Raw genomic sequence first — 12,631 nt, 5'->3', positions numbered from 1 at the left:
GTCCCGCACCGACTCCGGTCCCTGCGAGGAGACCCATGACAATGCTCAACATCATCCTCCCCATCCTGCTCTTCAGCGCCCTCGGCCTCGCCGTGCTGGGCGCCGTGAAGCGCTTTGCGATGTGGCGCCGTGGCCGGCCCGCCGAGGTCGACTGGGTTGGCGGCCTGCTGAAGATGCCGCGCCGCTACCTGGTGGACCTGCACCACGTGGTCGAGCGCGACAAGTACATGTCGAAAACCCACGTGGCCACCGCTGGCGGCTTCGTCGCCGCCGCGCTGCTGGCGATCCTGGTGCATGGTTTCGGCCTGCACAGCCGCATCCTCGGCTTCGCCCTGCTGGCCGCCACTGCGCTGATGTTCTGCGGCGCTCTGTTCGTCGCCAAGCGCCGCCTCGATCCGCCGTCGCGGCTGTCAAAGGGCCCGTGGATGCGTCTGCCGAAAAGCCTGCTGATGTTCTCGGCGAGCTTCTTCATCGCCACCCTGCCGGTGGCAGGCATCCTGCCGGAAGGCTTCGGCGGTTGGTTCCTCGCGGCCATCCTCGCCGTCGGCGTGGCCTGGGGCGTGTCCGAGCTGTTCTTCGGCATGACCTGGGGCGGGCCGATGAAGCACGCCTTCGCCGGCGCCCTGCACCTGGCCTGGCACCGTCGCGCCGAACGCTTCGGTGGCGGCCGCTCCACCGGTCTGAAGCCGCTGGACTTGCAGGACCCCATGGCGCCGCTGGGCGTCGAGAAACCTACCGACTTCACCTGGAACCAGTTGCTCGGCTTCGACGCCTGCGTGCAGTGCGGCAAGTGCGAGGCCATGTGCCCGGCCTTCGCCGCCGGCCAGCCGCTGAACCCGAAGAAACTCATCCAGGACATGGTCATCGGCCTGGCCGGTGGCAGCGACGCCAATTTCGCCGGCTCGCCTTACCCATCCCTTGACGGCCGCGGTAGGCCCCTGGGCGAACACAGCGGCGGCCCGCACCAGCCGATCGTCGCGCTGGACGGCAAGGCGCTGGTGGATGCCGAGACCCTCTGGTCCTGCACCACCTGCCGCGCCTGCGTCGAGGAATGCCCGATGATGATCGAGCACGTCGACGCCATCGTCGACATGCGCCGCCACCTCACCCTGGAAAAGGGCGCGACCCCGAACAAGGGCGCCGAGGTGTTGGAAAACCTCATCGCCACCGACAACCCCGGCGGCTTCGCGCCCGGCGGGCGGCTGAACTGGGCGGCGGACCTGAACCTGCCACTGCTGGCCGACAAGCAGCAGACCGATGTGCTGTTCTGGGTCGGCGACGGCGCCTTCGACATGCGCAACCAGCGCACCCTGCGTTCCTTCGTGAAGATACTCAAGGCCGCCAACGTCGACTTTGCCGTGCTCGGCCTGGAAGAGCGCGACAGCGGCGACGTGGCTCGCCGCCTGGGTGACGAAGCCACCTTCCAGACCCTGGCCAAACGCAATATCGCCACCCTGGCCCAGTACCGCTTCAAGCGCATCGTCAGCTGCGACCCGCACAGCTTCCACGTGCTCAAGAACGAGTACGGCGCATTGGGCGGCGACTACCAGGTGCTGCACCACACCACCTTCATCGATGAACTGGTGCAGAAGGGATCGCTGAACCTCGGCCAGAGCAAGGCCGGCAGCGTGACCTACCACGACCCCTGCTACCTCGGCCGCTACAACGGCGAATACGAAGCTCCACGTGCTGTGCTCAAGGCCATCGGCATCGAGGTCAAGGAGATGGCCCGCTCCGGCTTCCGCTCGCGTTGCTGCGGCGGTGGCGGCGGCGCGCCGATCACCGATATCCCCGGCAAGCAGCGGATTCCCGACATGCGCATGGCCGACATCAAGGAAACCGGCGCCGAGCTGGTGGCCGTGGGCTGCCCGCAGTGCACCGCGATGCTTGAAGGCGTGGTCGCACCGCGCCCGGAAATCAAGGACATCGCCGAACTGGTTGCCGAGGTCCTCATCGAGGCCACCGAGGTGTCGGCAAAAAAGCCCTCGCTGGCGCGCCGTGAAGCAGCGGTGGAGGTGCAGTGATGAGAGCGTCGTCCTTCGCATTAAATCCAGTGCTGGCTGTGAGTCCGCAGGCCCTCTCCCTAACCCTGGCTGCGCGCCCCGCTCCGAAGGTAGAGGGGACCGTTCGTGCGGCGGCGGATCGCAGCTTCAGCTGGGTATCACACTGCACCGAATTGTCCGCAAGCGCTATTACCCGTAGGGCAGCACGGATAGCGCCCTCTCCCTTCAGGGAGAGGGCGGGGGGGGAGGGTAGCCCGAGCGTCAATACCAACACGTTCGCTCCTGCACAGAATTTGTTCGCCCTGGAGACCCAGTCATGAGCGACATCATCCGCCGCGACCCGCGCGCCGAATGGATCGCCCGCAACCGCCTGCACCCGCTGCACGCGGCGATGCAGTCGGCCCAGGGCGGCGAAACCCGCTGGATGGGCCCCAACGGTGTGGTCCGCAAGAATCCCCATGCGGTCGGCTTCATCGGCCCCAATGGCGTCAAACGAATCGACCGCTCCGGTGGCCAGCAGGGCACCGGTGGCAAGCGCAGCAGCGCGCCGGAAGTGGTGCAGCTGCCGCTGGTAACCCTCGAGCAACCGGCGTTCTTCATCGCCGTGGTGCCGGACATGGTCGGCGGCCGCCTTTCCAGCCACGACCGCGATCTGCTGGGCTTGGCTCGCAAGCTTGCCGGTAGTGACGGCGCGGTGCTGGCCGTGGTGTTCGGCGAGCACAAGGAAAGCGCCTTCGACACAGCTGGCATCGACCGTCTGCTGCAGGTCGAAGGCAATGAGTACGACGGCTACGCCCCGGAACAACGGGTGCTGGCGCTGCGTTCGGCGAACAGCCAGTTCGCTCCGCGCCACTGGCTGCTGCCCGACAGCCGCAGCGGCGGCGGCGAGCTGGGCCGCCGGTTGGCCGCGAGCCTGGGCGAACGCCCGGCGACCCGCGTCTGGCAGGCCGAAGGTGAGCGCTGCGTCGGCCGTGCGGGCGCTGGCCAGCAGGACCTGCACCGCGAGCTGCCACGCCTGATCCTGGCCGCCGCCGAGTGCGCCGAGCCGGTGAGTGAAACCCGCCATGAAGCCCGTGCGGTCGAACTGGATTCCAGCGTCGCGCGCAACATCCCGCGCATCGAAGACCTTGGCCCGGTGGCCGTGGACCCGGCGCAGATTCCCATGGCCGAAGCGGAATTCATCCTCTCCGGTGGTAATGGCGTGAAGGACTGGGACCTGTTCCACCGCGCCGCCGTCACCCTCGGTGCCACCGAAGGCGCGTCTCGCGTGGCGGTGGACGACGGCCACATGCCGCGCGCCCGCCAGGTCGGTGCTACCGGTACCTGGGTCACCGCGCGGGTCTATCTGGCGGTCGGCATTTCCGGGGCGATCCAGCACCTGCAGGGCATCGGCTCCTGCGACAAGGTGGTGGCGATCAACCTGGACCCGGGCTGCGACATGATCAAACGCGCCGATCTCTCGGTGATCGGCGATTCCACGGCGATCCTCAAGGCACTGATGGCCCTGGCCGAAGCGCATCGCAATGGAGCAGCGCGCGATGCGGCCTGAACCTGGACTGCTCTTCGTAGGAGCGAGCTTGCTCGCGAACCTGCCCAGCCAAAAGCTTCGCGAGCAAGCTCGCTCCTACACCGTTCCGGAGGTGTCTGATGAATGACATGAACATCGTCGCCCTGGTTTCCATCGGCGCCCACCCGGCGTCCGGCCGTGCGCGCCGCGCTGAACAGGATGCCCGCGCGGTAGAGCTGGGCATGAGCCTCGCCGGCAAGCGCCTGCGCGTGGTGCATGCCGGCGACGCAGGAGAAGAAGCGCTGCGCGGCTACCTCGGCATGGGCCTGGACGAGCTGGCGGTGCTGGAACAGCCCGCTGGCGCTGACGCCTTGCCGGCGCTGGCGGCCTATCTGGGCGACAGCGATGCGCAACTGGTTCTCACCGGCACCCAGGCGGAAACCGGCGAAGGCTCCGGCATGCTGCCATTCCTGCTGGCCGAGCGTCTGGGCTGGCCGCTGGTGGTTGGCCTGGCGGAAGTGGAGAAGGTGGAGGGCGGCAGCGCCCAGGTGCTGCAGGCCTTGCCCCGTGGCCAGCGCCGCCGGCTGAAGGTGCGCCTGCCCTTCGTCGCCAGCGTCGACAACGCCGCTCCGGTGGCACGCCAGAGCGCTTTCGGCCCGGCGCGCCGGGGATATCTCGAGGCTCACGAAGTGGAAGTGGTGGACGACCCGCTGCTGGCCGAAGGCAATCTGCAACCGGCTCGCCCACGTCCCAAGCGCCTGAAGGTGATCAAGGCGAAGACCGGTGCCGAGCGTATGAAGGCGGCCACCGCCAAGGCTTCCGGCGGCACCGGGCAGGTGCTCAAGGACGTCACGCCCGAAGCGGGTGCCGAGGCGATTTTCAAGCTGCTGCGAGAGGAAGGTGTGATCCGCGTCTGACCTCATGGCTTTGGTAGGAGCGAGCTTGCTCGCGAACCATGCATCGCAGAGGAGGTTGTTCGCGAGCAAGCTCGCTCCTACAGGATTCTTCACCATCGGCGCGGCAGCGAACCTTGATGGCGAATTTCCGGTCGAAATTACACGGGTGGTCGGAAATTATTGAAATAACACGAGAATTATCTCGTAAGCTATTGAATTGACAGCATACTGCTTGTCAGAAGATTCCCGTTTCTGCTGGCCCCGCCGCGCCCCTTTCTTTATCCTCCGCACCCTTTGAAAGGCTTTGCGGAGGCTCCCATGCTCGATTCCACCCTCGAACAGCTTGAACAACTGGTCGCCGAACTGCTGCAGCAGAACGAAGTGCTGGTGCAGGACAACGCCACTGTGCGTGAAGAACTGCTCAAGGCCCGTGAGGAAAACGACAGCCTGCAGCTGTCCCTGATGGAACAGGAAGAGAAGCACAACGCCACGGCCACCCGCCTGCAGGCGCTGATCCGCCGCGTCAGCGACAGCCGCACCCACGCATGAGTGGCGACGGCGTCCGCGTCCTGCGAATCCTCGGGCGCGACTACAGCGTCCGGGCGCCGGCCGGTGAAGAGCGCCGGCTGCAGGACGCGGCCGCGCTGTTGCAGGCGGAGATCACCGCCAGCAAGAAGAAATTCCCCTACGTCACCAGCAATGAGCTGATGGTGCTTTCCGCGCTCAACCTCTGTGCCCGCCAGCTCGGCGCGCAGGACGAGGAGTGCGACGAGGCGGACGCCGTGGAGCGTATCGCCGCCCTCAACCGGCGGATTCTCGATCACCTGCAACGGCAGGATTGATCTCCGCACCGGATCTTCTCTTTGTAGGAGCGAGCTCGCTCGCGAACCTCTTCTGCACCGGCATTGCCGGGTATGAAAGTGTGTTCGTGAGCAATAACGAAGGTGTCCCCCTCGTTCCTACAGAGATCATCCCGCCACGACAGGAATTCTAGAAAGAGACTTGTAGGGCGAATAACGCGCAGCGTTATCCGCCGTCGTGCCCGGCGTGGCGCCGGCGGATTATTGCAGGCGGCTATGGGCTCTGCGGTCCCGGCAGCCGTTGGTAAATCACAGGCAAAAAAAAAGGGGACACCGGGGTAAGCGGTGTCCCTTCTAAAGGAGAGTGGGCCGGAAGGCCCCTCAACCGGTGAGACGTGGCGCTTCGGACAAGTCCGCCGCGCCGGGCATAAAAGAAGGGATCGGGGGTAACCAATCCCTGAAAGGTGAGGGAGGAATACTCCCCCTCAACCGGTGAGACGTGCCCGGCTCGCGCCGGGCGGATGATCAGGCGCGCAGCGGAATCAGGCGCGGGGCGATCATGTTTTCCGGCAGCAGGATGTCGGCCAGGGTGGCTTCGTCCAGCAGCTTCTCCTCGCGAACCAGTTCCAGTACGCCGCGGCCGGTCTCCAGCGCGATCTTGGCGATGCGGGTGGAGTTCTCGTAGCCGATGTACGGGTTCAGCGCGGTGACCAGGCCGATGCTGTGCTCCACCAGCTGGTGGCAGCGCTCGACGTTGGCGGTGATGCCGGTGATGCAATGCTCGCGCAGCATGTCCATGGCGCGCTGGAGCAGGCGGATCGAGTCGAAGATCTTGTAGGCGATCAGCGGCTCCATCACGTTCAGCTGCAGCTGGCCGCCTTCGGCCGCGATGGTCAGCGCCAGGTCGTTGCCCATGATTTCGAAGGCGCACATGTTCACGGCCTCCGGGATCACCGGGTTGACCTTGCCCGGCATGATCGAGCTGCCCGGCTGGCGCGGCGGCAGGTTGATCTCGTTGATGCCGGTGCGCGGGCCGCTGGACAACAGGCGCAGGTCGTTGCAGATCTTCGACAGCTTGACCGCGGTGCGCTTGAGCATGCCGGAGAACAGCACGAAGGCGCCCATGTCGGAGGTGGCTTCGATCAGGTCGGCGGCCGGGACGACCGGGTGGCCGCTGATTTGCGCCAGGCGCTCGACGGCCAGCTTCTGGTAGCCGGGGTCGGCGTTGATGCCGGTGCCGATGGCGGTGCCGCCGAGGTTCACTTCGGTCAGCAGCTCTGGCGCCAGGCGACGCAGGCGGTCGAGGTCTTCGCCCAGGGTGGTGGCGAAGGCGTGGAATTCCTGACCGAGGGTCATCGGCACCGCGTCCTGCAGCTGGGTACGGCCCATCTTCAGTACGCCGGCGAACTCGACGCCCTTGGCGGCGAAGGCCTGGATCAGGCTGTCGAGGCTGGCCAGCAGGGTGTCATGGCCGAGCAGCAGGCCCAGGCGGATGGCGGTCGGGTACGCGTCGTTGGTCGACTGCGCCATGTTCACATCGTTGTTCGGGTGCAGGTACTTGTACTCACCCTTGGCATGGCCCATGGCTTCCAGCGCGATGTTCGCGATCACTTCGTTCGCGTTCATGTTGGTGGAAGTGCCGGCGCCACCCTGGATCATGTCCACCACGAACTGGTCGTGGAAGTCGCCACGGATCAGGCGGGCGCAGGCCTCGCTGATGGCAGCGTGCTTCTCGTTCGACAGGTGGCCAAGCTTGTGGTTGGCATCAGCTGCCGCCTGCTTGACCATCGCCAGGCCTACGACCAGCTTCGGGTAGTGCGACAGCGGCACGCCCGAAAGGCGGAAGTTGTTCACAGCGCGCAGGGTCTGGATGCCGAAGTAGGCGTCAGAAGGTACTTCGAGGGTGCCGAGGAGGTCTTTCTCGATGCGGAACGATGCAACAGGGGACATGACGGGGATTGTCTCAGGGAAACACGGCCAGTGCCGCGATGCCCGGTAGACTAGGGTTTTCGCCTTTCGTCGGCCAATGCTGTTAAAGGCTGCCTCATGCACGAACGGCATAATGTACCCTGTGACGAATTGATGACGGCGAGCGTATGACTGTGCTACGCGCGCCCGGCTCCTGACCAATCGATCAGCGCGTGACCGCGTTGGAGTTGACGTGAACCTCGAGACCAAATGGCTGGAAGACTTCAGCACCCTGGCCACCACCCGCAGTTTTTCCCAGGCCGCTGAAAAGCGCTTCGTTACCCAGCCAGCGTTCAGCCGGCGCATTCGTAGCCTGGAGGATGCCCTCGGACTGACGCTGGTGAACCGCCAGCGCACGCCCATCGAGCTGACCGAGGCCGGCCAGCTGTTCCTGGTCACCGCCCGCGCGGTGGTCGAGCAGTTGGGCCAGGTAGTACGCCATCTGCACCACCTGGAAGGTGGGCAGGGCGAGGTGCTGCAGTTCGCCGCCGCGCACTCCCTGGCGCTGGGCTTCTTCCCGGCGTGGATCTCGCGCTTGCGCTCCGAGGGCCTGAACATCGCCAGCCGCCTGGTGGCGACCAACGTCGGCGAAGCGGTGCACCTGCTGCGCGAAGGCGGCTGCGACCTGATGATGGCCTTCTATGACCCGGACGCCGCCCTGCAGATGGACCCGGAAGTCTTCCCTTCGCTGCACCTGGGGCGCACCGAAATGCTGCCGGTGTGCGCGGTGAACTCCGCCGGTGTGCCGCTCTACGACCTCGACAGTGGGCAGAGTGTGCCGCTGCTGGCCTACAGCGCCGGCGCTTTTCTCGGTCGCGGGGTCAACTTGCTGCTGCGCCAGCGCAACTTGCGCTACACCACCGTCTATGAGACGGCCATGGCCGACAGCCTGAAGAGCATGGCCCTGCAAGGCATGGGCGTGGCCTGGGTGCCGCGCCTGAGCATGGAGTCCGAGCTGGCGCGCGGCGAGCTGGCGCTGTGCGGCGGCCCGCACTGGATCGTCCCGCAGGAAATCCGCCTGTACCGCTGCGCCCTGGTGCGCAAGGCGCAGATTCGCCTGCTGTGGCGTAAGCTGGAAGGCGGCCTGGGGCTGGACGAGACGCCCTGAGGGCGAGGCGGACGATCGGGGCTGTTCCGTTTATTTGATAAGCATTATCATTTGCGACTTTCCAGGGTCTTCCCCTCGCGCCGGCTTCGGTGCGGACCGCTGGCGAGCACGCACCCCCGATGTCCCATTCCGACCGCCCGGCCGAGCCCTGCGCGGCGGACGCCCCGGCGTCCGCCGAATCGCTGCCGCGCGAGGATTTCCTGCAGGTGTTCCTCTCCCAGCGCCCGCGCATGGAAGCCCTGGTGCAGCGCCGCGTCGGCTGCCGCGCCACCGCGGCGGACCTGGTGCAGGACCTCTTCCTGCGCTTCTGGAAGCGTCCGCAGGCGCCGGTGGAAGAGCTCGGCAGCTACCTGCTGCGCAGTGCGCGCAACCTCGCCATTGATCACCTGCGCGGTGAGGACTCACGCGGCCGCACCCTGAGCGCGCTGCTGCCGGATGACGACGATGCGCAGCCATCGCCCGAACAGGCGGTGCAGGCCGGAGCCGAACTCGACCTCGTAGAAAGTGCCCTGCGCCAGTTGCCCGAACGCACCCGCCATATCTTCCTGCTCAGCCGCGTGCACGGCCGCACCTACGGCGAGATCGCCACGGCCATGGGGCTTTCACAGAGCGCGGTGGAAAAACATATGATGCGCGCCCTCGATGCCTGCAAGGCGAGTCTCGAACTTGCCGCGCCGGCTACTCGCCGTGGAGCCGCCGACCGATGAAGCCCGATATTGCCACCTCGCCCGAGGACGCCCAGCGCCAGGCGCGCCAGTGGCTGCTGCGTCTGAACGACGCCGGCGGGGGCGCGTGGATGGGCGCCTTCCAGGCGTGGCTGTCGGCTGACCCGCTACATGCCCGTGCCTATGCCGAAGTCGATGCGCTCTGGCAGGCGAGTGCCACGCCGGCGCAGCGATTGGCGGCGGAAGAGGGCGATGCATTGAGCGCCTATCTGGCCGCGATGGACCGCCCCGCGTCTCGTCGCCCGCAAAGTAACCACCGACGCTGGACCTACCCGCTGGCCAGCGCCGCCTGCCTGCTGCTGATGCTCTGGGCGGGTGGCTGGTGGAAGCCGGCTAACTGGCTGACGGACTTCTCCGCCGATTATGTCAGCGCACCGGGCGAGGTGAAGGAAATCGCCCTGGCTGACGGCTCGCGCCTGACCCTGGACGCCGACAGCGCCATCGCCGTCTCCCTGGACGGCGAACAACGCCGCGTCGAGTTGTTGCGCGGCGCCGCTTCCTTTGCCGTGAAGCATCTGCCCAGGCCCTTCGTGGTGCGTGCCGGTGAAGGCGAGGCGCGGGTCTTGGGTACCGAATTCGAAGTCCGTCGCCTGGGTGAGCAGACCCGTGTCACCGTCGCCGAAGGCCGCGTCTCGGTGCGTGGCAGCCACGCGGCGGGCGCGCCGGAAGTGGTGCTCGGCGCGGGCGAGCGCGTCGGCATCGACGGCACCAGACTGGGCGAGGCCCAGCCCGCCGATGCCCAGGCTGCACTGGCCTGGCGCCAGGGTTGGCTCACCTTCTACCGCGCGCCGCTGGGCGAGGTACTGGAGCGCCTGGGCACTTACTACCCGGGGCGCATCGTGCTGCTCGATCAAGAGCTGGCGCAGCGCCGGGTCAGCGGCAGTTTCCGCAGCGCGGACCCGCAGGCCGCGCTGGATTCGCTGCAGGCGGTGGTGGGCTTCCGCCAGCAGCCGCTGCTTGGGCGCTTCGTGCTGATTCGCTGAGCGCGAAAAATATTTTCGAAAAGGGATGAGGTACCGAGGCGGCTGCTCCGTGTAGTGGTCATGAATGCGATTTATTCGCATGTGTAATCGACCTTTCGAGCAAGTGAGCCCCCGATGACCCCGCTGCGCCGCGCTGTCCCCGAACTGTCCCTGAAACCGCTCGCCGCCTTCGTGCTCGGTGCTGCCCTGGCCGCCGCCCAGGATTCGGTTGCGCTGGCCGCAGAGGCGGCGCCCAGCCCGACACTGCAGGCGCGGTTCGGCTTTTCCATCGCGGCCCAGCCGCTGCCCCAGGCGCTCAGCGAGTTCAGCCGGGTGACCGGCCTCAGCGTGGTCTACACCGATGACGCACCCTACGACCTCAAGGCCCCGGCGGTTTCCGGCCAGCTCAGCGCCAACGACGCGCTGAACCGTCTGCTCGCTGGTACCGGCTACCGCTTCCGCGCCCTCGACGGCCGCACCCTGACCCTGGAGCGTCTGCCGGCCGACACCCTCAGTCTCACCGACACCACTGTCACCGGGCAGGCCGCCTCCACCAGCTACCAGCCGGCGCCAGTGGCCTCCATCGGCCGCACCGACACGCCGGTGCTGGAAACCCCGCAGAGCATCGTCACCGTGCCGGCCCAGGCGCTGCGCGACCAGAAGCCGCGCAACCTCGACGACGCGCTGGGCAACATCAGTGGCGTGACCCAGGCCAACACCCTCGGCGGCACCCAGGACGCGGTGATGAAGCGCGGCTTCGGTGACAACCGCGACGGCTCGATCATGCGCGATGGGCTGCCCTCTGTGCTGGGCCGCAACCTCACCGCCACTGCCGATCATGTCGAAGTGCTCAAGGGCCCGGCTTCGCTGCTCTACGGCATCCAGGACCCGGGTGGTGTGGTCAACGTGGTGAGCAAGAAGCCACAGTTGCAGCAGTACAACGCCGTCACCCTGCGTGGCTCGACCTATGCCCATGGCAAGCAGGGCAGCGGTGCGCAGATCGACACCACCGGCCCGCTGGGCGAGACGAACCTGGCCTACCGGCTGATCGTCGATCACCAGGACGAGAACTACTGGCGCAACTTCGGTCAGCAGCGCGAAACGCTGGTTGCACCCTCACTGGCGTGGTTCGGCGAGGACACCACGGTCAACCTCAGCTACGAACATCGCGAGTTCAAGACGCCGTTCGACCGTGGCACTGCCATCGACCCGCGTACCAACAAGCCGCTGGATATTCCGCGCACGCGCCGCCTGGACGAGCCGTTCAACATCACCGAGGGCCGCTCCGACCTGACCCGGCTGGACGTCGAGCACCGCATCGACGATGCCTGGAAGGCGCACTTCGCCTACGGCTGGACCCGCGAGACCTACGACGACAATCAGGCCCGCGTCACCAAGGTCAACAGCAACGGCACCTTGACCCGCCGTACCGACGCGACCCGTGGCGCGGTGAGCAGCGACAGCTTCGCCACTGCCGGCCTGAACGGCGACCTGCAACTGGGCGGTTTTCGCCACGAGCTGACCTTCGGCATCGACAGTGAGAAGCGCAAGATCTACCGCGCCGACCTGATCCGCGACACGAAGAACACCACCTTCAACTACCTCGATCCGGTCTACGGGCAGATTTCCCCGGCCACGGCGGTCAGCTCAGGTGACAGCGACCAGACCGACAAGCTGCGCAGCGATTCGCTGTTCCTGCAGGATTCCTGGCACCTGGATGACCACTGGATCCTCGTCGCCGGCGGGCGCTACCAGATGTACGACCAGTACGCCGGGCGCGGCCGGCCGTTCAAGGCCAATACCGACATCAGCGGGCAGAAGTGGGTGCCGCGCGCCGGGGTGATCTACAAGATCAACGACGAGATGTCGCTTTACGGCAGCTACACCCAGTCGTTCAAGCCCAACTCCACCATCGCGCCGCTGTCTACCGGCGAGGTGATCGACTCGGCGATCCAGCCGGAAGAGGCGACCTCCTGGGAGATCGGCGGCAAGCTCGACATCCCCGGTCGCGTGACCGCGAACCTGGCGTTCTTCGATATCCGCAAGCGCAACGTGATGGTCACCCAGCTCGACGCCAACGGCGACAGCCGCGTCAGTACCGCCGGCAAGGTGCGCTCCTATGGCGCGGAGCTGGACGTGACCGGGCAATTGACCGAGAACTGGAGCCTGATCGGCAGCTACGCCTGGCTGGACGCGGAAGTGACCGAAGACCCGGAGCTGGAAGGCAACCGCCTGCAGAACGTGGCCAAGGAAACGGCCTCGCTGGCAGCGGTGTATGACGCTGGTTCGATCTTCGGCGGCGACAACCTGCGCCTGGGCGGCGGCCCGCGCTACGTCGGCAAGCGCGCGGGCGACCCGGCCAACTCCTTCGAGCTGCCGTCCTATACCGTCACCGATGCCTTCGCCAGCTACGACACGAAGCTCGGTGGCCACAACGTCGGCTTCCAGTTCAACGTGAAGAACCTGTTCGATCGCACCTACTACCCGTCGGCGGCGAACAACCTCTACGTCGCCGTCGGCGAGCCGCGGCAGTTCGAGATTTCGACGACGGTAGAGTTCTGAGGCTGAGGCCGGACGCTTTTGTAGGATGGGTGGAGCGCAGCGATACCCATGCAGCCAACGCCGCCATTGATGGGTATCGCTGCGCTCCACGCCATCCTGC

General features: G+C 66.5%; 10 protein-coding genes. 9 read left to right on the top strand and 1 reads right to left on the bottom strand.

The features are described 5' to 3' along the window. Positions 1-41 precede the first annotated feature (41 nt). The 5 genes from dgcB (at position 42) to ACKI1H_RS04040 (ending at position 5,248) form a co-directional block, all read left to right on the top strand. Complete coding sequence (gene dgcB / locus ACKI1H_RS04060) at positions 42-2,024, top strand: dimethylglycine demethylation protein DgcB (RefSeq protein ID WP_440468821.1); 1,983 nt, start codon at positions 42-44, stop codon at positions 2,022-2,024. A gap of 295 nt (positions 2,025-2,319) precedes the next feature. Continuing rightward, the gene (gene etfA / locus ACKI1H_RS04055; protein ID WP_440467710.1) at positions 2,320-3,552 is read left to right on the top strand and encodes an electron transfer flavoprotein subunit alpha; all 1,233 of its coding nucleotides are present in this window, start codon (positions 2,320-2,322) and stop codon (positions 3,550-3,552) included. Between the two features lie 98 nt (positions 3,553-3,650). Further along, positions 3,651-4,427 (top strand): electron transfer flavoprotein subunit beta, encoded by a 777-nt coding sequence (etfB, locus tag ACKI1H_RS04050; RefSeq protein WP_138523197.1) that lies wholly within the window; start codon positions 3,651-3,653, stop codon positions 4,425-4,427. 297 nt (positions 4,428-4,724) lie between these two features. Further along, positions 4,725-4,955, top strand: coding sequence for a hypothetical protein (locus tag ACKI1H_RS04045; protein ID WP_138523195.1), 231 nt, complete (start codon positions 4,725-4,727; stop codon positions 4,953-4,955). Continuing rightward, positions 4,952-5,248: a cell division protein ZapA gene (locus ACKI1H_RS04040; protein ID WP_138523192.1), complete on the top strand. Its 297-nt coding sequence runs from the start codon at positions 4,952-4,954 to the stop codon at positions 5,246-5,248. The genes ACKI1H_RS04045 and ACKI1H_RS04040 overlap by 4 nt, the downstream gene beginning before the upstream one ends. 483 nt (positions 5,249-5,731) lie before the next feature. Here ACKI1H_RS04040 and ACKI1H_RS04035 read toward each other — a convergent pair whose 3' ends face one another. Next, complete coding sequence (locus tag ACKI1H_RS04035; RefSeq protein WP_440467709.1) at positions 5,732-7,156, bottom strand: aspartate ammonia-lyase; 1,425 nt, start codon at positions 7,154-7,156, stop codon at positions 5,732-5,734. 211 nt (positions 7,157-7,367) lie between these two features. On the opposite strand from ACKI1H_RS04035, the gene ACKI1H_RS04030 reads away from it, so the two are divergent. The 4 genes from ACKI1H_RS04030 to ACKI1H_RS04015 all read left to right on the top strand — a co-directional run bounded on the left by ACKI1H_RS04030 (position 7,368) and on the right by ACKI1H_RS04015 (position 12,531). Next, positions 7,368-8,282 carry a LysR substrate-binding domain-containing protein gene (locus tag ACKI1H_RS04030; protein WP_045214108.1) on the top strand — a complete coding sequence of 305 codons (915 nt, stop codon included), beginning with the start codon at positions 7,368-7,370 and terminating at the stop codon, positions 8,280-8,282. Positions 8,283-8,401: 119 nt separating this feature from the next. Beyond that, positions 8,402-8,989 carry an RNA polymerase sigma factor gene (locus ACKI1H_RS04025; protein WP_440467708.1) on the top strand — a complete coding sequence of 196 codons (588 nt, stop codon included), beginning with the start codon at positions 8,402-8,404 and terminating at the stop codon, positions 8,987-8,989. Next, entirely contained in the window at positions 8,986-9,990 is a 1,005-nt protein-coding gene (locus tag ACKI1H_RS04020) for a FecR family protein (RefSeq protein WP_138523188.1), read from the top strand. Before ACKI1H_RS04025 ends, ACKI1H_RS04020 begins: the two co-directional genes overlap by 4 nt. Positions 9,991-10,104: 114 nt before the next feature. Further along, positions 10,105-12,531 (top strand): TonB-dependent siderophore receptor, encoded by a 2,427-nt coding sequence (locus ACKI1H_RS04015; RefSeq protein ID WP_440467707.1) that lies wholly within the window; start codon positions 10,105-10,107, stop codon positions 12,529-12,531. Positions 12,532-12,631: the final 100 nt, after the last annotated feature.

Source organism: Pseudomonas sp. YH-1 (genome assembly GCF_051990045.1).
Taxonomy (GTDB): Bacteria; Pseudomonadota; Gammaproteobacteria; order Pseudomonadales; family Pseudomonadaceae; genus Pseudomonas; species Pseudomonas nicosulfuronedens.
Note: the sequence above shows the minus strand (reverse complement) of the source record. Positions and strands in the feature narration are given on the sequence as shown.

What these genes read in the sequence shown, in the direction of transcription:
- dgcB (WP_440468821.1), top strand. Translation starts at nt 42, where the DNA reads ATGCTCAACATCATCCTCCCCATCCTGCTCTTCAGCGCCCTCGGCCTC.
- etfA (WP_440467710.1), top strand. Translation starts at nt 2,320, where the DNA reads ATGAGCGACATCATCCGCCGCGACCCGCGCGCCGAATGGATCGCCCGC.
- etfB (WP_138523197.1), top strand. Translation starts at nt 3,651, where the DNA reads ATGAATGACATGAACATCGTCGCCCTGGTTTCCATCGGCGCCCACCCG.
- ACKI1H_RS04045 (WP_138523195.1), top strand. Translation starts at nt 4,725, where the DNA reads ATGCTCGATTCCACCCTCGAACAGCTTGAACAACTGGTCGCCGAACTG.
- ACKI1H_RS04040 (WP_138523192.1), top strand. Translation starts at nt 4,952, where the DNA reads ATGAGTGGCGACGGCGTCCGCGTCCTGCGAATCCTCGGGCGCGACTAC.
- ACKI1H_RS04035 (WP_440467709.1), bottom strand. Translation starts at nt 7,156, where the DNA reads ATGTCCCCTGTTGCATCGTTCCGCATCGAGAAAGACCTCCTCGGCACC.
- ACKI1H_RS04025 (WP_440467708.1), top strand. Translation starts at nt 8,402, where the DNA reads ATGTCCCATTCCGACCGCCCGGCCGAGCCCTGCGCGGCGGACGCCCCG.
- ACKI1H_RS04020 (WP_138523188.1), top strand. Translation starts at nt 8,986, where the DNA reads ATGAAGCCCGATATTGCCACCTCGCCCGAGGACGCCCAGCGCCAGGCG.
- ACKI1H_RS04015 (WP_440467707.1), top strand. Translation starts at nt 10,105, where the DNA reads ATGACCCCGCTGCGCCGCGCTGTCCCCGAACTGTCCCTGAAACCGCTC.